The 19,977-nt window shown below is 70.4% G+C and carries 19 protein-coding genes; 8 read left to right on the forward strand and 11 right to left on the reverse strand.

The genetic code is table 11. The annotated features are described in order from the left end of the window. Positions 1-3 precede the first annotated feature (3 nt). The 5 genes from ACZ7CD_RS12285 to ACZ7CD_RS12305 all read right to left on the reverse strand — a co-directional run bounded on the left by ACZ7CD_RS12285 (position 4) and on the right by ACZ7CD_RS12305 (position 4,985). Positions 4-594 carry a TetR/AcrR family transcriptional regulator gene (locus ACZ7CD_RS12285; protein WP_458430829.1) on the reverse strand — a complete coding sequence of 197 codons (591 nt, stop codon included), beginning with the start codon at positions 592-594 and terminating at the stop codon, positions 4-6. After that, positions 591-2,516 carry a YhgE/Pip domain-containing protein gene (locus tag ACZ7CD_RS12290; RefSeq protein ID WP_360397683.1) on the reverse strand — a complete coding sequence of 642 codons (1,926 nt, stop codon included), beginning with the start codon at positions 2,514-2,516 and terminating at the stop codon, positions 591-593. The genes ACZ7CD_RS12285 and ACZ7CD_RS12290 overlap by 4 nt, the downstream gene beginning before the upstream one ends. Then, the gene (locus ACZ7CD_RS12295; RefSeq protein WP_360397685.1) at positions 2,513-3,142 is read right to left on the reverse strand and encodes an ATP-binding cassette domain-containing protein; all 630 of its coding nucleotides are present in this window, start codon (positions 3,140-3,142) and stop codon (positions 2,513-2,515) included. The genes ACZ7CD_RS12290 and ACZ7CD_RS12295 overlap by 4 nt, the downstream gene beginning before the upstream one ends. Before the next feature lie 78 nt (positions 3,143-3,220). Continuing rightward, positions 3,221-4,141 (reverse strand): GNAT family N-acetyltransferase, encoded by a 921-nt coding sequence (locus ACZ7CD_RS12300; RefSeq protein WP_360397687.1) that lies wholly within the window; start codon positions 4,139-4,141, stop codon positions 3,221-3,223. A 10-nt stretch (positions 4,142-4,151) separates the two neighbouring features. Further along, the gene (locus ACZ7CD_RS12305) at positions 4,152-4,985 is read right to left on the reverse strand and encodes a class I SAM-dependent methyltransferase (RefSeq protein ID WP_360397689.1); all 834 of its coding nucleotides are present in this window, start codon (positions 4,983-4,985) and stop codon (positions 4,152-4,154) included. A gap of 179 nt (positions 4,986-5,164) precedes the next feature. Between ACZ7CD_RS12305 and rpsA the strand changes: the two genes are divergently transcribed. From rpsA to coaE, 3 genes are all read left to right on the forward strand, one after another. Then, positions 5,165-6,655, forward strand: coding sequence for a 30S ribosomal protein S1 (rpsA, locus tag ACZ7CD_RS12310; RefSeq protein WP_360397691.1), 1,491 nt, complete (start codon positions 5,165-5,167; stop codon positions 6,653-6,655). A gap of 610 nt (positions 6,656-7,265) precedes the next feature. Then, entirely contained in the window at positions 7,266-7,880 is a 615-nt protein-coding gene (locus ACZ7CD_RS12315) for a hypothetical protein (RefSeq protein WP_360397693.1), read from the forward strand. Positions 7,881-7,925: 45 nt separating this feature from the next. After that, a complete protein-coding gene (coaE, locus tag ACZ7CD_RS12320; RefSeq protein WP_470378893.1) occupies positions 7,926-9,071 on the forward strand; it encodes a dephospho-CoA kinase in 1,146 nt (381 codons plus the stop codon). Here coaE and ACZ7CD_RS12325 read toward each other — a convergent pair. Both ACZ7CD_RS12325 and ACZ7CD_RS12330 read right to left on the reverse strand, forming a co-directional pair. Continuing rightward, on the reverse strand, positions 9,047-9,565 hold the full coding sequence (locus tag ACZ7CD_RS12325) for a ribonuclease FAU-1 family protein (RefSeq protein ID WP_470375663.1): 519 nt from the start codon (positions 9,563-9,565) through the stop codon (positions 9,047-9,049). The two genes, coaE and ACZ7CD_RS12325, sit on opposite strands and share 25 nt — an antisense overlap. Positions 9,566-9,653: 88 nt before the next feature. Next, positions 9,654-10,163 (reverse strand): ribonuclease FAU-1 family protein, encoded by a 510-nt coding sequence (locus tag ACZ7CD_RS12330; protein ID WP_360397699.1) that lies wholly within the window; start codon positions 10,161-10,163, stop codon positions 9,654-9,656. A gap of 50 nt (positions 10,164-10,213) precedes the next feature. Here ACZ7CD_RS12330 and ACZ7CD_RS12335 point away from each other — a divergent pair, with 50 nt between their 5' ends. The 5 genes from ACZ7CD_RS12335 (at position 10,214) to ACZ7CD_RS12355 (ending at position 15,449) form a co-directional block, all read left to right on the forward strand. Next, positions 10,214-11,320, forward strand: a complete 1,107-nt coding sequence (locus tag ACZ7CD_RS12335) for a DUF5685 family protein (protein WP_360397701.1) — start codon at positions 10,214-10,216, stop codon at positions 11,318-11,320. 57 nt (positions 11,321-11,377) lie between these two features. Further along, a complete protein-coding gene (gene uvrB / locus ACZ7CD_RS12340) occupies positions 11,378-13,540 on the forward strand; it encodes an excinuclease ABC subunit UvrB (RefSeq protein WP_470375661.1) in 2,163 nt (720 codons plus the stop codon). A gap of 653 nt (positions 13,541-14,193) precedes the next feature. Further along, complete coding sequence (locus ACZ7CD_RS12345; RefSeq protein WP_360397705.1) at positions 14,194-14,625, forward strand: MarR family winged helix-turn-helix transcriptional regulator; 432 nt, start codon at positions 14,194-14,196, stop codon at positions 14,623-14,625. A 13-nt stretch (positions 14,626-14,638) separates the two neighbouring features. Beyond that, complete coding sequence (locus tag ACZ7CD_RS12350; protein WP_360397707.1) at positions 14,639-14,980, forward strand: MmcQ/YjbR family DNA-binding protein; 342 nt, start codon at positions 14,639-14,641, stop codon at positions 14,978-14,980. 64 nt (positions 14,981-15,044) lie between these two features. Continuing rightward, the gene (locus tag ACZ7CD_RS12355; protein WP_470378894.1) at positions 15,045-15,449 is read left to right on the forward strand and encodes a VOC family protein; all 405 of its coding nucleotides are present in this window, start codon (positions 15,045-15,047) and stop codon (positions 15,447-15,449) included. Here the strand turns inward: ACZ7CD_RS12355 and ACZ7CD_RS12360 are convergent, their stop codons facing one another. From ACZ7CD_RS12360 to ACZ7CD_RS12375, 4 genes are all read right to left on the reverse strand, one after another. Continuing rightward, complete coding sequence (locus ACZ7CD_RS12360; RefSeq protein WP_458430837.1) at positions 15,450-16,373, reverse strand: ABC transporter permease; 924 nt, start codon at positions 16,371-16,373, stop codon at positions 15,450-15,452. Beyond that, positions 16,370-16,627: a hypothetical protein gene (locus ACZ7CD_RS12365; protein WP_470378895.1), complete on the reverse strand. Its 258-nt coding sequence runs from the start codon at positions 16,625-16,627 to the stop codon at positions 16,370-16,372. The genes ACZ7CD_RS12360 and ACZ7CD_RS12365 overlap by 4 nt, the downstream gene beginning before the upstream one ends. Positions 16,628-16,872: 245 nt before the next feature. Further along, entirely contained in the window at positions 16,873-17,007 is a 135-nt protein-coding gene (locus tag ACZ7CD_RS12370; protein ID WP_360397715.1) for a hypothetical protein, read from the reverse strand. Continuing rightward, positions 17,000-19,858, reverse strand: coding sequence for an alpha/beta fold hydrolase (locus tag ACZ7CD_RS12375; protein ID WP_470378896.1), 2,859 nt, complete (start codon positions 19,856-19,858; stop codon positions 17,000-17,002). Before ACZ7CD_RS12375 ends, ACZ7CD_RS12370 begins: the two co-directional genes overlap by 8 nt. Positions 19,859-19,977 lie beyond the last annotated feature (119 nt).

Consider the following 19,977-nt stretch of genomic DNA (forward strand, 5'->3'; position numbering starts at 1 on the left):
CGGTCAGGGACGGCGGGCCTGTCCCAGCCCCCGCACCAGGAGCATGACCGACTCCCGCACCTCCGCCCGCGACCGCTCCGGCTGGAACACCTGCCAGTCCAGGGCGATCACGAGCAGCGTGCCGAACAACGCCGCCGACGCGGTGCCGACCTCCACGCCCTCCGGCAGACGGCCCGCGTCGGCCAGGCGCTTCATCTGACCGCGCACGATCGACACGATGTCGTCGCGCAGCAACGACAACGTCCCGTGCCACTGGCCCGGCGTCCGCCACAGCTCCGACACCAGCAGCTGGCCGAACGCCGGGTACTCGGCCCAGAAGCCGAGCATCTGGTCGACCAGCGCCTCCAGGGAGTCCTCGGACGACCCGGCCGCCTCCGCCGACCGCAGCCGGCCGGCGAGGATCTCCACCCCGTGGTGCAGCAGCGCCTCGACCAGTGCGTCCTTCGAGGCGAAGTTGTAGTAGATCGTGCCCTTGGCGACACCCGCCTCGGCGGCGATCTCGTCGACCGTCACCGAGGCCGCACCCCGTTCGCCGACCAGCTTCAACGCCGCGTCGAAGAGCTTCTGCTTCGTCGCCGTCGTCCGCGCGCTCACAGCACGAGCTCCGGCTTCAGCTTCGAGGGTGTCCACACCCGCTGCTTGTAGGCCGCCACGGACGACAAGGCTAGGGCCCCGACCAGCCAGGCGAGAAGGATCAGCGCGTCCTGTCCGACGCTGCCCAGGTCACCGCCGTACATCAGGTGCCGCAGGCCGTCGACCGCGTAACCCATCGGCAGGCCGTAGTGCAGCGGGTAGAGCGGCACCGGGATCGTCTGCCACGGGAACGTGCCGCCCGCGCTGACCAGCTGCAGGATCAGCAGGATCAGGCCGAGGAACTTGCCCACGGCGCCGAACGCGGCGTTGAGGGCGTGCAGGATCGCGACGAACGTGAGTGACATCAGCACGAGGAACGCGAACGTGCCGAAGGGGTTCGACGGCTCGATGTCGACCACGAACCGCACGACCGAGAACATCACGAGCACCTGCACGACACCGAGCAACGCACCGGGCAACCATCCGCCCAACGCGACCCGCAACGCCGACTGGCCGGCGGCCAGCGCACGGCGTGACAGCGGGCGCAGCAGCAGGAAGAGCACGAACGCGCCGATCCACGTCGCAAGGCCGAGGAAGAACGGGGCCAGACCGGCGCCGTAGGTGGCCGCCTTCGTCTGGGACAGGCCCTTCACCGCCACCGGGTCGCCGATGGCCTTCGCGATCGCCTCGCGCGTGGGGTCGTCGGTGTCGGGGATCTTGCCCACGCCGCCGGTCAGGCCGTCGCGCAGCTGGGCGGAACCGTCCGCGAGCTGCGCGGCGCCGTCCCTGAGCTGCGGGGTGCCGGTGGCCGCCTTCTGCAGGCCGTCGCGGAGCTGGGCGTTGCCGTCGGCGAGCTTGGTGGCGCCGTCGTCGAGCCGGCCGACACCGCTGACGAGCCCCGGCATCTTCGACGAGAGCTGGGCGGCGCCGTCGGCGACCTGGTCCGCGCCGGTCGCGAGCTTGCGCAGGTTGCCCGCGGCGCCCTGGACCTTGCCGTTGGCGTTGTCGAGGGGCTGGCGGGCCTGGGTGAGGGCGGTCATGACCCGCTGCACCTGCTCCTCGGTGAACCCGAGTGCGCGCAACCGGGTCGCGACGTCGCCGTTGGCCTGGTCGAGCGCGCCGACGAGGGACTGGGCCAGCCGCGCGTACGCCTCGGCCTCGGTCGCGGCGGTCTCGTTGCCGTCCGCGACCTGGCGCGCGCCGTCGGCGATCTTCTGCGCGCCCGCGGGCAGGGCCTGGGTCTGCGACCGGAGCTCGTGCAGGCCGTCGCGCAGCTGGACGGCGCCGGCCGCGGCGGTCACCGAGCCGGTGGACAGCTGCTGCACACCGCCGTCGAGCTCGGTGAGCTTGTCGCGCAGGGTGGCGCTGCCGTCGGCGAGCTTCGCCGCGCCGTCCGCCGCCTTCGTGGTCTCCTGGCGGATCGTGGAGAAGCCCAGCAGCAGCCGGTCGGCGGCCTCGGTGGAGACCTTCTCGGTGACGGCGCGGCGCACCTCGGTGACGACCTGGGTCGCGATCGTGCTGCCGAGGTAGTTGTTGGCGTCGTTGGTCGTGAGCGTCAGCACGCCCTGGCGCGGCTTCATGTCCGCGGGCGAGGTGAGCGCCTCGGAGAAGTCCTCAGGCAGCGTGAGCGCGAAGATGTACTTGCCCTTGCGCACGCCCTCGTCGGCCTCCTCGCCGCTGCCGACGACCTGCCACTTGAACTTCCTGCCGTTGAGCAGCTCGTCGGCGACGTCCTTGCCGGCGTTGAGGTCCTTCGTCCCGCGGTCCTGCACGACGAGCGCGGCCGGGACGTTGTTCAGGTTCGAGTACGGGTCCTTGTTGGCGTACAGGTAGAGCGACGCGTACAGCAGCGGCACCAGTGCCAGTGCGAGGACGGCGAGCCGGGGGAGCGTGCCGGAGGTGATCCGGCGCAGCTCGTTGAAGGCCATGCGAAGGGCGCTCATGCGGAGGTCTCCATCTTGGTGTCGTTGTCCTCACCAAGGCGCGCGTGCGGGAGGTCGAGGATCTGGGCGGAGGAGTTCGAGCACAGGACGACGACGGACCGCTCGGGGGTCACGTGGTCGTGGGCCAGTGCGAACCACTCGCGCGGGTCGGGGTGGTAGCGGTCGGGGCAGTCGAGGACCAGCGCCGTCACGCCGGGGCGGGCGGCGGCCAGGTCGAGCAGCACCGCGCAGCGCGTCCGCGGCGGCACGTGCTCGAAGCGGCTGGCCGCGTGCTCGTCGGCCGCGTGCTCGACGAGCCAGTCGTGCACCGCCTTCTTCCCGGAGGCCATGCCGTTCATCGCGAGCTCCTCGCCGACGACGGCGGCCAGCGTCAGCGCCTCCTCCGGCTCGTTCACCTCGGGGGCGTCGACCAGGACGACGTGCTTGCGCAGCGTCTTCAGCTCGGGCGACACCGTGCCGGTGGAGGGCTTCATGCGACCGGACAGCAGCAGGCCCAGCGCCGTGTGGCCGGTGCCGGGGTCGCCGGCGACGAGGGTCAGCTCGCCCGGCCGCACGGTCAGCGAGGTCGGCCGGAGCAGGGGACCATGGGCCCCGGTGACGCCGGCGCGCTGGGCGTGGATCTCCACGGCTTTACCTTCCGTTTAAACTGACCGGTCAGTGCAAATTCTCGCGCAGACCGGTGCGCGTGGCAACTCGGACATAGGTCACCTGAGGGCGGACGCGGGGCGTACTTCCCAGACGGTCCACAGCGGCCGGTAGCCCTGACGCGGCCAGAAGACGCTGCTCAGCGGGTTCGGCGGGTTGTAGTAGAGGTAGGTGCCGACCGTGCCCAGGCGGTGCAGCTCCTGGTGGACGTGGGCGACGAGCTGCTGGCCGATGCCCGTTCCGCGGGCGCCGGGCAGCACCGAAACGCAGTTCACGTAGCCCCAGCGGCCGCGGGGCAGGCGCTGGGCCGCGGCCGTGCCCGGTTCGGACGCCACGACCGCGCACTCGGCGAGCGCCACCGCGACGCCGTCGCGTTCGGCGAGCCAGATCGGGCTCGCGTTGTTCAGGCGTTCGGCGAGTGCGCGGCGCTTGAGGGCCGGTGCCTCCGGTCGCACGATCGTGGAGCCCACCAGCGACGAGTACCGCAGCTCCGCGAGCGACAGCTCCACGACGCCGTCGAGGTCGCCCGGGGTGGCGCGGCGGATCGCGACCGTGCGCGGGAAGTGCGGGTGCGGGGTGCGCAGCCGGACGCCGAGGACGGACAGCGGCACCATGCCGTGGTCGAGGAACGCGCGCGCCGCGACCGTGTCCCGGCTCGGCCAGTGCACCACGCACGCCGTGTCCTCGCCGATGTCGACCTCGTCGAGGTACCGGCGGAACCGGGTGAGCAGCGCGTCCATCCCCTGCGCGGTGCCGACGAGCGGCACCAGCTCCCAGACCTCGGCCGCCGACCACAGCCGGGTCGTGGAGTGCGGCTCGAACGAGTCGTGGCAGACCACGCCGGCCACGCGGGTGCCGTCGGGCAGCGCGGCGGTGAGGACGTGGCCGTCGCGGGGGAGCTCGGCGGCAGGGGGCAGCAGCGGGTCCAGTGCGGCGAAGCGGGCTGACTGGGCCGCCACGAGTCCGCGTGCCGAGCTCATGGACCGGAGACTACGACGTGAGCCGGGTCCGGAAGATCGCGGTGCCGGGGAAGAGCCTGCCCCGCAGCGGGCTCCACTGCCCCCAGTTGCGGGTGTGCCCCTTCGGCCACTCCGGTTCGACCAGGTCCTCCAGGGCGAAGCCGGTCGCCGTGAGCGCGCGGACGTAGTCGCCGAGCGTGCGGTGGTGCTCGACGTAGGTGGCCCGGCCCTCGGCGTCCACCTCCACGTACGGGGTGCGGTCGAAGTACGACTGGGTGACGGTGAGTCCCATCGGGCCGGGGTCGTCGGGGAAGATCCACCTCATCGGGTGGTTCACCGCGAACACCCACCTCGCGCCGGGCTTGAGGACGCGGGCGACCTCGCTGAAGACCTGCTCGACGTCGGCCACGAACGGCACCGCGCCGAACGCCGAGCAGGCCGCGTCGAAGGTGCCGGACCGGAACGGCAGCTGGTCCGCGCTGGCCTGCACCAGCGGCACGTCGACACCGGTCTCGGCGTTGTGCTCACGCGCGTGGCGGAGCATGCCCTCGGAGATGTCGAGCGCGGTCACGTCGGCACCCCGCACCTTCAGCCAACGAGCGCACGGGGCACTGCCGCTGCCGACCTCCAGGATGCGTTGACCTGCGACTTCACCCAGGAAACCGGCGTCCTCCTCGCGCAGGCCCTCCGGGCACCAGACGAAGTCGGCCGCGCCCAGGAAGTCGCCGTGCGCGTCGTGGTAGGAGTCCGCATCGGCGTCCCACCAGATGCGGTTCGCCACGCGCGACTCGGCGGCGTCCGCCCCGCGCTTGACGATGCCGGCCGTGCCGAGCGCGTGCTCCGCGCTCGTGTGCTGGTTGGACACACTGCTCCTTCACGTGGGGGCTGGTTTGCTTGCGCGTCTGGCAGCCGCGTACGATATCGCGTGCGTAGTGGGTTAGTGCTGCCCATGATCCAGACGGTCGGGGATTCCAGGTCGCTGCGATGCTGCGCGCGCACCACTACCACTCATTAATGCCAATCCGTACCGGAGCCACCTACCTAATGTCCACCGACACCACCACCGCCCCCGTTGCCGCTGCGCCCAAGCAGGTCGCGATCAACGACATCGGGACGGAGGAGGACTTCCTCGCAGCTATCGACGCGACGATCAAGTACTTCAACGATGGCGACATCGTTGAAGGCACGATCGTCAAGGTCGACCGGGACGAGGTCCTGCTCGACATCGGCTACAAGACCGAGGGTGTCATCCCCTCGCGCGAACTGTCGATCAAGCACGACGTCGACCCCAACGAGGTCGTCAAGGTCGGTGACGAGGTCGAGGCGCTTGTTCTCCAGAAGGAGGACAAGGAAGGCCGTCTGATCCTCTCCAAGAAGCGCGCCCAGTACGAGCGCGCGTGGGGCACCATCGAGGCCCTCAAGGAGAAGGACGAGCCCGTCAAGGGCACGGTCATCGAGGTCGTCAAGGGTGGTCTCATCCTCGACATCGGTCTCCGCGGCTTCCTCCCCGCCTCCCTCGTCGAGATGCGTCGCGTCCGCGACCTGCAGCCGTACGTCGGCCGCGAGCTCGAAGCGAAGATCATCGAGCTGGACAAGAACCGCAACAACGTGGTCCTGTCCCGCCGCGCGTGGCTGGAGCAGACCCAGTCCGAGGTCCGCAGCGAGTTCCTCAACCAGCTGCAGAAGGGCCAGGTCCGCAAGGGCGTCGTGTCCTCGATCGTCAACTTCGGTGCCTTCGTGGACCTGGGTGGCGTCGACGGTCTCGTCCACGTCTCGGAGCTGTCCTGGAAGCACATCGACCACCCGTCCGAGGTCGTCGAGGTCGGCCAGGAGGTCACGGTTGAGGTCCTCGACGTCGACATGGAGCGCGAGCGCGTCTCCCTGTCGCTGAAGGCGACCCAGGAAGACCCGTGGCGCCAGTTCGCCCGCACCCACGCGATCGGCCAGATCGTGCCGGGCAAGGTCACGAAGCTGGTTCCGTTCGGTGCGTTCGTCCGCGTGGACGAGGGCATCGAGGGCCTGGTCCACATCTCCGAGCTGGCCGAGCGCCACGTCGAGATCCCGGAGCAGGTCGTGCAGGTCGGCGACGACGTCATGGTCAAGGTCATCGACATCGACCTGGACCGCCGCCGCATCTCGCTGTCGCTCAAGCAGGCCAACGAGGGCTTCACGGTCGACACCGAGTTCGACCCGACCCAGTACGGCATGGCCGCCGAGTACGACGACCAGGGCAACTACATCTACCCCGAGGGCTTCGACCCGGAGACCCAGGAGTGGCAGGACGGCTTCGACAAGCAGCGTGAGGAGTGGGAGCGCCAGTACGCCGAGGCGCACACTCGTTACGAGGCCCACATGAAGCAGATCCGCAAGGCCGCCGAGGCCGAGGAAGAGGCTTCGGCCGAGGGTGCGGGCAACTACACCTCCGGTGGCGACGCCCCGTCCACCTCCGTCGGCGCGCCGGCCCAGTCCGGCGGCACGCTGGCCTCCGACGAGCAGCTCGCGGCGCTCCGCGAGAAGCTGTCGGGCGGCATGTGAGCCACCCCGGCACCTTCGGGTAGCTGACTGACGAAGGCCCCCGCACCTCACGGTGCGGGGGCCTTCGCCGTTGTTGCCGCCGGCATCTGCAAGTACTGCCAACTCAAGATCAACAGGCACCTGACTGCAACCAACTGCTCGACTTGTCCACAGATGGGCGCGGGCGCCTCCGCGACACGGCTCACCTGTGCAGGCTGAGGTCCATGGACGAGTGGATCGACGAGGTCATCGAGCACGACGGTTTGGACGCTGTGTGGGCGGCGGACGACGCGATCCGCCGCGAGCTCGTGACCAGGGAGGAGATCGCGGAATCGTTGGCATCGCGCCCAGGCGGTCGTGGCGATGGCGTTGCGAAGCTGCGGCTGGCGGAAGCGGATGGTCGTGCCGAGTCGATGCTGGAGACCGCCGGGCGGCTCGCGTTGAACGACGGCGGCGTTCCGTTGCCGGTTCTGCTGTGCGGCGTGGCCTCAGGGGGACGGACCGGTTGGGTGCAGTTGGAGGCGGGTCGAGGGCGAGTTGGTAGTACTCGCAGATGCCACAAAGACGGACGGGGCGCCACTCGTTCACTCTGTGGTGAAGGGCTGAGTCCGTTGTGTAGGTTGAGAAACCTATGCGTGGGATACGTTTCTTCATGGCACTCGGCGCGGCGGCGCTCACCGCCGCCTGCTCGTCCGCGGCCCCGCAGTCCTCGGCGCCGCCGCCGCAGATCCCGAAGATCACCCCGCCGACCACGCAGTCGAAGGCACTGGCGATGGTCGACCGGCCCGCGCTGCCCGACGACTGCGACCTCGTGGTCGACGTGGACACGATGAACGCGATCCTCGGCCAGGAGCTGCCGGGGGAGCCGCAGATCATCATCGGCGTCAAGGAGCCGGGCATCGGCCGCACCGGCAAGATCGACTGCTACTACGGCATCCCGCCCAAGCAGGGGCTGCCGGCCGCGAAGATCATCATCGGCCTGTCGACCTACACCGACGAGCTCACCGCCCGCACCCGCGTCGCGGAGAGCGTCGAGGCGGAGCGGCAGGACGGGGCGAAGATCACCGAGGTCGACGTCGGCAAGCAGAAGGGCACGCTCATCGAGGGCAAGGACGAGCAGCTGCTCATCGGGTCGCTGGGCAAGTCGACGTTCGTGGTGCGCTCGCGCAACGGCTTCGTGCCGCCGCAGAACCTCACGAAGATCCTGCCGCCGCTGGCGCAGCAGGCGATGACACCGCCGGTCTAGCGTCGCGGTCCTGCTCGCCCTCGCCGCCCGGCTAACCTGACCGGCATGCTCAGGGTGGGATTGACCGGCGGGATCGGGTCGGGCAAGTCGACGGTCGCGCGGCTGCTCGAAGAACGCGGCGCGACGATCATCGACGCCGACAAGCTGGCGCGCGAGGTGCTGGAACCGGGCACCGACGGCCTCGCGGAGGTCGTGCAGGCGTTCGGTGACGACGTGCTCAACGCCGACGGCACGCTGAACCGGGCCGCGCTGGCGGCCAAGGCGTTCGCGACCGAGGAGGCGCGGCAGACGCTCAACGGCATCACGCACCCCCGCATCGGGCAGCTCACCGCGGAGCGGATGGCGGCGGCGGACGGCATCGTGGTGCACGACATCCCGTTGCTCGTGGAGCGCGATCTGGCTGCCGCCTACCACCTGGTCATCGTCGTGCACGCGGACGCGCAGACCCGGCTGCACCGCCTCGTCACCAGCCGCGGGATGGCCGAGGACGACGCGCGGAACCGGATCGCCGCGCAGGCCACCGAGGAGCAGCGCCGGGCGGCCGCGGACGTGTGGCTCGACAACTCCGGCGAGGTCCCGGACGTGACGGGGCTGTGGGACCGGCTCGTCCGGTTCGAGGAGAACGTGCGGACGCGGACGTACGCGTCGGGGCAGCCGGTCGTGGTGCCCTACGACGAGACGTGGCCGGCGCAGGCCGCGCGGGTCGCGCGGCGGATCGCCCTGGCCGCGGGCGGGCGGCACGTCGAGCACATCGGGTCGACGAGCGTTCCCGGGCTCGCGGCGAAGGACGTGCTGGACTTCCAGCTCGCCGTCGAGGACATGGAGACCGCCGACGGGCTGCGGGAAGTGCTGGCGCAGGCCGGTTTCCCGTACGTGGGACCGTACGAGGACACGCCACGCGGTGAGGACGGCGACTGGGACAAGCGGCTGCACGCGGGTGCGGATCCGGGGCGGCGGGTGAACCTGCACCTGCGGGTCGAGGGCGCGGCCAACTGGCGGTGGGCGGTCGACTTCCGCGACTGGCTGCGGCACGACGCGCAGGCGCGAGAGGAGTACGAGAACGTGAAACTCGAACTGTCACAACGGTTTGCGGGCCACGACAGCGGGTTCGCCTACGGTGACGCGAAGGAGCCGTTCATGGTCGCCGCGGTGGAGCGGATCAAGGCCTACAGGGGCGGCCAGGCGTCGTAGATGCCGTGCCACGTCAGCCACGAGGTGAGGTTGTGGTTGACGTTGCTGAGCTCTTCGAGGGTGCGGTGGACCGTGCGCAGCGCCTGGTCGGCGTCGCCCGGCTGCAGCACGCGGCCCGCGACGGCGGCGGCGAACTCCTCGCTGCGCACGATGCGGGCCGTGGTGCCGCCGGGAACGGCCAGGCCCAGCAGCAGGTCCGTGGTCTGCCAGTGGCGGTGGTCGCGCTCGACGCGCACGGCCGTCAGCACGCTCGGGCCGCTGCGCGCGTGCCGCGACCGCGGGTGGAACGTGGTGAGCCGCACGCCGACGTCGGGCAGCAGCCACGTCACCTCGGAGTCGGAGAACGGGTCCTCCGGTGTGGGGTGCTCGATCCGCAGACCCCAGCGCTCCACGTGGCACGAGCTGAGGTGCCGCATGCCCCCGGATGAATAGCTCCGGACGCCCGAAATGGTGTCGACGGTGTCGACCAGCTGAGGTGTAGTGACCGCTCCCACGACGCCGAGGGTAGTCAAATATGTGCTCGCAGTTACACGGCGGATCGATTTGTTACGTCACGGTCAGATGACGACCACACTCTGTGTATCAACGCCAGGTCGTAGGACAACCCGAATAGGTGAGCCACCGAACCACGTCGTGACCGTGTGCTGAAATTCCGGACAGCGCCGCATAGGTGGTTTCCAATGCCCATTGCGCGCGTTCCGCGGTGATGAAGTTGTGCTGGAGCGCGCTCAGCAGCTCGTCGGTGTCGAGGACCGTGGTGCTGCGGCCCGTCCGGACGAGGAGGTCGAGGTAGAGGTCGGTCGTGCGCCACACGCTGCCGATCGCCGAGATCTCCACGACGTCGACGTAGAAGTCGAAGTCCTGCTCGTGGCCGCGGTGCCAGGACTGGCGGGTGACCCGCAGGTTCAGCTTGGGCAGGAACCAGCTCTCGAAGTGGCTGATCCTCGGGTGCCCGGAGAGCGGGCGGAACATGTAGAGCCCGGCCGGGGTGAGGCGGTACTCGTCGACGCTCCTCAGCTGCCCCTTGGGATCGGTGTTGCTCTTGGCGTCCAGGTCGAAGTACTCGATCTTCGGCGGATGGATGTGTGCCACGTCAGCGATACTGCCATCAGATTCGTCAGCGGCCACTTAGGATCGCGCGCATGTTCGGGATCATCCGCCCCTGCCGCAACAGGTTGGGCGCTGAGCTGCGGTCCGCGTGGCTCGCGCACCTGTGCGGGATGTGCCTCTCGCTGCGCGACGAGCACGGTCATCTGTCACGTCTCGTCACCAACTACGACGGGTTGATGATCTCAGCCGCGGTCGAGGCGCAGACCGGTCTGTCGCGCCGGTCCGCCGGGCCGTGCGCGTTGCGCGGCATGAAGTCCGCGGACGTGGCCGTGGGTGCGGGCGCGCGGCTGGCGGCATCGGTGTCGCTGGTGCTGGCCTCGTTGAAGGTCCACGACCACGTCGACGACGGTGACGGGCTGGCCGGCCGGGTCGGCTGGGCCGGGCGCGCGGTCGCCCAGCGGTGGGCGGCCAAGGGCATCGGAACGGCCGCTGACCTCGGGTTCGACGCGTCGGTGATGATCGACTCGGTGCGCCGGCAGACGCTCGTCGAGGCAGCGGCGGGGCTGGGCAGCTCGGTGCTGGCCGTGACCGAGCCGACGGAGACCGCCACCGGGTTCGCGGTGGCGCAGACGGCGATCATCGCGGGGCGGCCGGCGAACGCGGAGCCGTTGCGCGAGGTCGGGCGGCTGTTCGGGCGGGTCGCGCACCTGATCGACGCGGCGGAGGACCTGGAGGAGGACCGCGCCTCGGGCTCGTGGAACCCGTTGCTGGCCACTGGGACGTCGGTGCAGGAGGCGCACCGGCTGTGCCTGGACGCGGTGGCGGGCATCCGGCTCGCGCTGGCCGAGGTCGAGTTCGTGGACGGGCGGCTGGTGCACAAGCTGCTGGTGCACGAGCTGGAGGAGTCGATCGTCCGGGTGTTCGGCAAGCGGAAGCGCCACCAGCACCCGCCGGACAAGCCGCGCTGGTCGGATCCGGGCAGCGGGCTGTGGGCGTACCCGAAGCTGAACTGGCAGCGGCAGCCGCGCGGGTGCTTCGAGGGCTGCGGGGCGTTCCTCTACATGTGCGGCACGTGCCAGTTCTGCTGCCGCGACCCGTTCCCGGGACCGTGGAGCGACAAGCGGCGCGACGGGTGCGACCCGGGGCCGGACTGCGGCCCGAACTGCGACTGCGACTGCAACTGCTGTCCGTGCGATTAGAGGGCTCTGACCAGGCACAATCTGAAATTGTCAGACCCCCGGCGTAACGTGCTTCCCGTGGCATTCGCAACCGAGCTCCCGCAAGAGGAGAGCACCGTCAAGGCGCACTCCGAGCACCGTCCCGTCGGCGAGATCACCCGCACCGGCGGGCAGTTCCGCGTGGTCAGCGAGTACCAGCCGGCGGGCGACCAGCCGGCGGCCATCGCCGACCTGGAGCGGCGCGTGCGCTCGGGCGAGCGGGACGTGGTGCTGCTCGGCGCCACCGGTACCGGCAAGTCGGCGACGACGGCGTGGCTGGTCGAGCGGTTGCAGCGGCCGACGCTGGTCATGGCGCCGAACAAGACGCTGGCGGCGCAGCTGGCGAACGAGCTGAAGGAGCTCTTCCCGCAGAACGCGGTGGAGTACTTCGTCAGCTACTACGACTACTACCAGCCAGAGGCGTACATCCCGCAGACGGACACGTACATCGAGAAGGACTCCTCGATCAACGAGGACGTCGAGCGGCTGCGGCACTCCGCCACCATGTCGCTGCTGACCCGGCGCGACGTCATCGTGGTCGCGTCCGTCTCGTGCATCTACGGCCTCGGCACGCCGCAGTCGTACCTCGACCGCTCGATCCCGCTGGCCACCGGGGCCGAGGTCGACCGCGACCAGTTCCTGCGCGCCCTGGTGGACGTGCAGTACACGCGCAACGACATGTCGTTCACCCGCGGCACCTTCCGCGTGCGCGGCGACACGGTCGAGATCATCCCGTCCTACGAGGAGCTCGCGGTGCGCGTCGAGTTCTTCGGCGACGAGATCGACAAGCTCTACTACCTGCACCCGCTGACCGGTGACGTGGTCCGCGAGGTGGAGGACCTGCGGATCTTCCCGGCCACCCACTACGTCGCGGGCCCCGAGCGCATGGAGCGCGCCATCCGGGACATCGAGGCGGAGCTGGAGACGACGCTCGCGCAGATGGAGCGCCAGGGCAAGCTGCTGGAGGCCCAGCGCCTGCGCATGCGCACCCAGTACGACATCGAGATGATGCGCCAGGTCGGCTTCTGCAACGGCATCGAGAACTACTCCCGCCACATCGACGGCCGCGCCGCCGGCACCGCCCCCGCCACGCTGCTCGACTACTTCCCCGACGACTTCCTGATGGTCATCGACGAGTCGCACGTGACCGTCCCGCAGATCGGCGGCATGTACGAGGGCGACGCCTCCCGCAAGCGCAACCTCGTGGAGCACGGCTTCCGCCTGCCGTCCGCCCTCGACAACCGCCCGCTCACGTGGGAGGAGTTCGCGGACCGCATCGGCCAGGTCGTGTACCTGTCGGCGACCCCGGGCCCGTACGAGATGGGCCAGGCGGGCGGCGAGTTCGTCGAGCAGGTCATCCGCCCGACCGGCCTGGTCGACCCCGAGGTCGTCGTGAAGCCGACCGAGGGCCAGATCGACGACCTGGTCCACTCGATCCGCGAGCGGGCCGAGCGCGACGAGCGCGTCCTGGTCACCACGCTGACCAAGAAGATGGCCGAGGACCTCACGGACTACCTGCTGGAGCTCGGCATCCGGGTCCGCTACCTGCACTCCGAGGTCGACACCCTGCGCCGCGTCGAGCTGCTGCGCCAGCTGCGCCTCGGCGAGTACGACGTGCTGATCGGCATCAACCTGCTGCGCGAGGGCCTCGACCTGCCCGAGGTGTCCCTGGTCGCGATCCTCGACGCGGACAAGGAGGGCTTCCTGCGCTCGGGCACCTCCCTGGTGCAGACGATCGGCCGCGCTGCCCGCAACGTGTCCGGCGAGGTCCACATGTACGCGGACAAGATCACCGACTCGATGCGGCACGCGATCGACGAGACGAACCGCCGCCGCGTCAAGCAGATCGCCTACAACGAGGAACGCGGCATCGACCCGCAGCCGCTGCGCAAGAAGATCACCGACATCCTCGAGACGGTGTACTCCGAAGCCGACGACGAGGTGCCGGTCGGCGGATCGGGCCGCAACCAGTCCCGCGGCAAGCGCGCCACCGGCGAAGGCGGCCGCTCCGCCGGCGTCCTGCAATCCCACGAACGCGCGGGCATGGCCCGCTCCGAGCTCGCCGACCTCGTGCAGCAGCTGACCGACCAGATGATGAACGCGGCCCGCGACCTGCAGTTCGAGCTGGCCGCGCGCCTGCGCGACGAGGTCCAGGACCTGAAGAAGGAGCTGCGGGGCATGGACGCAGCCGGCGTGAAGTAGTCCCACGGCGGGGGCGCCACAACGCAAGCGCCCCCGCTCCTCGCTTCGGCACGCGGCTGGCGCGGAGTAACCCCGCAGCGGAGGCTGCCCACAACGCAAGCGCGCCTGCTTTGCCCTGGCACGCGGCCGGCGTGGAGTACCCCCGTGGCGGGTGCCGTCCGCTACGCAGGTGCCCCGCTCCTTGCTTCGGCACGCGGCCGGTGTGACGTAGCCCGCGCGGCGCGGGCCGCCCACAACGCAAGCGCCCCCGCTTCATGCCTCGGCACGCGGCCGCCTGGTCTCCCCGGCCGATCGCCACGCTTCCAGACTGCCTCGGTGCCGGGTTGCCTCGGCTTTGGTTCGCGTCGGCTCGCGCGTCCAGCGGACATCGCCGTTCCGCGACGACAGCAACCGCCGCTATACCACCGCCCGCAAGGCCAACCCCATCGTCTCGATTCGCCACAACGGCGCCACCGTCGTCCCGCAACGCCCGCCGCTCCCGCCCCGCCCTCACCTCCACCGCGCACAACGCAGGTCCCACCGCACCCGCCCAGTCCACAATGGACGACCGGTCGCTCACCGTGAAGCCGGCAACTGCGGCGCGTAAATCGCCCTCTGGGGTGAGATGTCGGCTGACAACACCCATTCGAGCGTGATGCGGCCATGATCTCCCGGTGGACGTCGACACCCACCTCGCCGCGGTGGAGCAGGCGCTGATCGCGATGCGGCGCAGCCAGTCACGCAGGGCGCTCGCCGAGCTGGCCGTACCGGCCTTCGACGTGCTCGACGTGATCGAAGCGGCCGAGCGGGGCGGGGTGCAGGCCACGGTTTCCGGGGTTGCGGCGGCTTTGCACGTCGATCAGCCGCGGGCCAGCAAACTCGTCACCAGCGCCGTGGACGCCGGTCTGGTCGCGCGCGTTGCCGACAAGGCGGACGGGCGGCGGGTGCTGCTCGTGCGCACGCCGCGGGGGCGGGCCACCAGTGCCGAGCTGCACCGGGCGCGGCAGGCGGCCTGTGCGGCGGCGATGGCGGAGTGGAGCGAGGACGAGCGGGCGACGTTCGCGGAGCTGCTCACTCGTTTCGTCGCGGGCTTCGGCGGGCGATAATCGCGTTGTGACGATGGACGAGCTGATCGCCTATTGCGCCGCCAAACCCGGCGCGGAGGAGACGTACCCGTGGGGTGAGGCCGAGCTCGTCTGCAAGGTGGGAGGGAAGGCCTTCGCCTTCGTCGGGCTGGACGTGCACACCGTCGGGCTCAAGTGCGGAGCCGACGGGGAGGCCGCTGCGGTGTGGAGAGAGCGCTTTCCCGCGGACATCACGGTGAGCGGGTACATCGGGCGTTACGGGTGGAACACCATCGCGCTCAAGGGTTCGGTGCCCGACGACGACCTGCTGGAGCTGGTGGACGGGTCCTACGACGCCGTCGTCGCGCGGCTGCCGAAGCGGAAGCGGCCGGTCTAGCCCGGTTTCCGATCTTCCACCACTCCGGACAGTGGTTGTCCGCATTCGGTCTTACCGTTGCGCCATGGCAACCGAAATCCAGGTGACGATGGACGCGGCGGACCCGGCGAAGCTGGCCGCCTTCTGGGCGGAGGCGCTCGGGTACGTGGTGCAGCCGCCGCCCGGCGGGTTCGCGACCTGGGAGGAGTTCGCTCAGGCGAACAACATCCCGCGGGAGCGGTGGAACGACTACTCGGCGATCATCGACCCGGACGGCGCGGGGCCGCGGTTCTTCTTCCAGCGCGTGCCGGAGGGCAAGACGGCCAAGAACCGCGTCCACCTCGACGTGAACGCGGGTCTTGAGGCCGTCGACCGGCTCGTCGCCCTCGGTGCGACGAAGGTCGAGGAGTTCGACCAGGGCCGGACGGGGCACTGGGTCGTCATGCTCGACCCCGAGGGCAACGAGTTCTGCGTGCAGGGCAAGCACTAGCTAGCTGGTGATGTCCTTCGTGATGAACCGGCGTGCCGCGAGCAGCGTGAAGATGCCGCCGTAGACGAGCGCGGAGAACACCCCGCGCGTCATCTCCGACCAGTCCACGTCGGTCGAGAGCAGGTCGGCCCACGCCATCGAGTAGTGCGTCGGCAGGTAGTTGCGCAGGTCCCCGAGCGGTTCGATCTGGTCGAGGATCTGCGACAGGATTGACACGAGCACCGTGCCGCCGACCGCGCCGAGCGGCGCGTCGGTGGACACGGACAGGAACAGCGCCAGGCCCGCCACCCAGAACAGGTTGATCGCGATGTAGCAGACGGCGAGCCCCATGCCGAGCACGCCGTCCGCGAACGGTGCCGCCTCACCGGTCGGGCTCACGACCTCGCCCGCGCCGTACCACAGCACGCCGACGCCGAGCGCGACCGCGGGCAGCAGTGCGAGGGCGAAGAAGCTGAGGAGGCCGCTGCTGATCGCCTTCTGGCGCAGCAGGCGGTGGCGCGGGATCGGTGCGGCCAGCAGGTACTTGAGGCTCGACCACGACGCCTCGGACGCGATCGTGTCGCCGAAGAACAGCGCCACGATCATCGGCAGCAGGAAGCTGCCGCTCACGAACAGCGTCAGCACCACGAAGTTGATGCCGCTGGCCGTGGCGAGGTCGACGAAACCGCCGGAGCGGCGGTTCTGGCTCTCGCCCAACTCGAAGCTCAGGGCCAGGATGAACGGCAGCAGCACCAGGAAGCCCAGCACGAGCTGGGTGCGGCGGCGCTTGACCTGGCGCTGCAGCTCGACGCTGATCCGCAGGGTCCTGCGGGCCCGGTAACCCTGCGAGGAGCCGTCCTCGGCCACCTCGGTCTGCTGGTGGGCGGCGGCCTCGGTGAGGTCGCTGATCGCTCCGGGGTCGGTGTGGACGCCGTTCTCGCTCACCGGTCCACCTCCTCGTGCCGGCCGACCTCGTCGGTGGCGGTCGTGACGCGCGCGCCGGCAACGCCGGTGCTCGTCGTGATCTGCCCGCCGACGCCGTCGGCCGGGTCGTGCTCGCCGTGACCGGCCGGGCTGTGCTCGCCCGGCGCGTCGGCACCCACCGGGGTGTTCGCCATGTCGGCGCCCACCGATGTGCCCGGCACATCGGTGCCCGCCACGTCAGCGGTCGCTGGGGCGCTCGCCGTGCCGGCGCTCACCAAGGTGCTCACCTCAGCGGCAACGCCAGCGCCGTGCGCGCTGCGGTCAACGGCCTCCGCCGCGTCCGGTGCGCCGAAATTGTCGGTGCTGCCTGGGATAATTGAGTCAAGGGGACCCCCTTCGCGCGCGAGCGACGTGCGCTCGCAGGAGGAGGGGACGCCTGCGGGAGCGTGCCTGCCGGCGCTCAGGCGGATGCGGTTGGCGTTCGCCAGAGGGCGCGCGGGAGGCACCGAGCGGGTGGAGGTCATGCGGTGGCCTCCCGCTGCTCTTCGTCGTCAGAGGCCGCCACGTCGAGGCCCGCCTCCGCCAGCGCCTCCAGCGACACCGGGTCCGGGGCGTCCGCCGTGGCGGACGCCGCTGCCATCAGGAAGTCATTCACCGACCAGCTCCAAGAACGCGTCTTCCAGCCTGCGTCGCGGGCCCGCCTGGTCCACGGCCACACCGGCGGCCACGAGGGCCGATAGTGCGGCAGCGCGCGGGACGCCGTTCATCGAGGCGTGCACTGCGTCCTCGTCTTCGTGCACGTCATGCACGCCTTCGAGGTTGCGCAGCACCTCCGCTGCCTTCGACGGGGAGTCGACGCGGAACGTCGCCTCGCCACCGCCTGCCGCGATGTCGGCCACCTCGCCCGCGGCGACGAGCTGGCCCTTGTGCATCACGACCACGTGCGAACAGGTCTGCTCGACCTCGGCCAGCAGGTGCGACGACACCAGGACGGTGCGGCCGGCTGCGGCGTACCGGCGCAGGACCTCGCGCATCTGGTGGATCTGGGGCGGGTCGAGACCGTTGGTCGGTTCGTCCAGGATCAGCAGGTCCGGCAGACCCAGCATCGCCTGGGCGATGGCGAGGCGCTGCCGCATGCCCTGGCTGTAGGTGCGGGTGCGGCGGTTCACGGCGTTGCCGAGGCCCGCGATCTCCAGCGCCTCCTCGACGTGCGCCTCCTCCAGCGGGCGACCGGTCGCCGCCCAGTACAGGCGCAGGTTCTCGGCACCGGAGAGGTGCGGCAGGAAACCGGAGCCCTCCACGAACGACCCGATCCGCGACAGCACGGGCGCACCCGGCGTCACCTTGTGCCCGAAGACCCGGATGTGTCCCCCGGACGGGTGGATCAGGCCCATCACCATGCGCAGCGTCGTGGTCTTGCCGGCACCGTTGGGACCCAGCAGGCCCAGCACCTGGCCGTGCTCCACGCGGAACGACAGGTCCTTCACCGCGGTCAGGCCGCCGGGGTAGGACTTGGTGAGGTTCGAGATCACCAGCGGTACCCCGGACAGCTCCGGGTCCGAGTCGTGCGCCAGGCGGCGGCGGAACATCGCGATGACACCGGCGCCGATCAGCACCAGCAGCGTGATCACGATGCCCCACAGCGCGGCCACCGGGAAACCGGTCGTCACGTTGCGGCCCGACACGACCGGCACCGAGATGGTGTCGTCGGCCAGCGAGATGCGGTACGCGGCGGGCTGCTCGGCGTTCGCGAACGCCTGGTCCGTCGTCGAGACCACCAGCGCCAGCCGGTGCTCGCTCTCGACCGGGCGGACGGCGGGCGGCAGCGTCACGGTCACCTCGGCGGCGGAACCGTCCGGCGGCAGCGCCACGCGGAACGGGGCCACGGCCGAGCCGGGCAGCACCCGCGTGCCGTCCTTCGACACGTCGTAGAGCTTCGCGAACAGGATCGCCTCGCCGCTGTTCTGGTCACCGCGCGCCACCCGCAGCCGGACCGTCGAGGAACCCGTCAGCAGCAGCTGCGAGGTCAGGGCGTCGGACTGGAACACCGCCGCCTGACCGGGCAGGTCGAGCGAGAGCCGCGACGAGATCGACGACGACCGCGCCAGCGCCGAGCCGAGACCGGGCAGGTTCGAGATCGCCGCCGGGTTGCCGCCGGCGGGGTTCACGGCCACCTGCTCGCGGCCGCTGAGCTTCACCGAACGGCGCTCGCTCGTGGAACCGGACGCCAGACCGGGGTAGGAGGGGGCGACGACCGTGCGCAGCGACGGCGTTCCGGACGAGCGGAACGCGCCCTGCACCTGGTACTCGAAGCCGGTACCGGGGTCGGTGCCCTTGCCCATCAGGTGGAAGACCATCCAGTCGGCGATCTGCCCGCGCAGCGTGGCGCCGGGGTTGCCGCCGTCGTGACCACCCGCGTACCAGACCGTCTTCACCTTGCCGCCCGCCGCGGCGATCTGCCGTGCGGTGGCGTCGGACTGGTCGAGGCCGAAGAGCGTGTCCTGCTCGCCCTGCACCAGCATCGTCGGCTGGGTGATCTTGTCGGTGACCTCGACCGGTGACGAGCGGCGCAGCAGGTCGAGCGTCTGCTGCGAGGCCTTGCCCGTCGTCGCGACCTCCGTGTAGGCGGTGCACACGGCGGGCGTGAACCGGCCGCAGGCGCCCAGCGCCGGCGTGGGCGGCTGTGCGGCCGCGCCCGAACCGCCACCCGGCTGCTGCTGCGGCTGCTGCTGCGGCTGCTGTGCCGGCGCCTGGTTGTTCGACTCGGTGTCACCCACCTCGGGCGCCTCACCCGTGGGCGAGGCGAGGTCGATCGACGTCATGCCGGCCGAGAAGAAGATGCCCGCCCACGACCGCTTGAAGACGCCGTCCTCACCGAACGCGGTCGCCCCCGGCGTGGCGTCGGAACGCGGCTCGGCCGAAGCGGAGTTCGGCAGCAGCGCCTGCGCGAGGTCGTTGTAGGTGATGACCGGGACGAGCGTGTCGACCCGCTTGTCGGTGCCGGCGAGCAGCAACGACAGCGCACCGCCGTAGGAGGCACCGGTCACGCCCACGCGCGGGTCGCCACCGGAGTCCTTCTGCACCTCGTCGCGGGTCGCGAGGAAGTCGACGAGCTTCTGCGCGTCGCGGACCTCGCGGTCGAGGGAGTTGAGCGCGATCTGGCCGGTGCTGCGGCCGAAACCGCGTGCGGACCACGTCAGGACGACGAAACCGCGCCGGGCGAACTCCTCCGCCTGCGTGTGCACGCTGCGCAGGCTGCCGCCGAAGCCGTGCGCGAGCATGATCGCGGGCGCGGGCGTCTGCTGGGGGAGGTAAAGACGCGTCTCGATCGTCACCGTCTGAGCGCTGTCGGGGCTCTCGGGCGCGTCGATGTTCGCTTCTTTGTACTGCACGGGCGCGGGGTCGTCGCCTGATCTGGTGAAGTAGAAGCCACCGGCCACGAGGGCCGCGACCACTATCAGAGCGGGGATCGACCACCTGCCGCGAATGCGGGAGAGGCGGGACACAGCGATGACGATATGCGAGTTTCGCTGAGAGCGACCTGTCGGGACCCGGTGCCGGTCTCAGCAAGAGTCGATCTTCAGCCGGGCTTCAGGTTCGGTCGGGTACTGCTCAGGAGACCACG

This window comes from Lentzea sp. NPDC036949 (genome assembly GCF_055608075.1).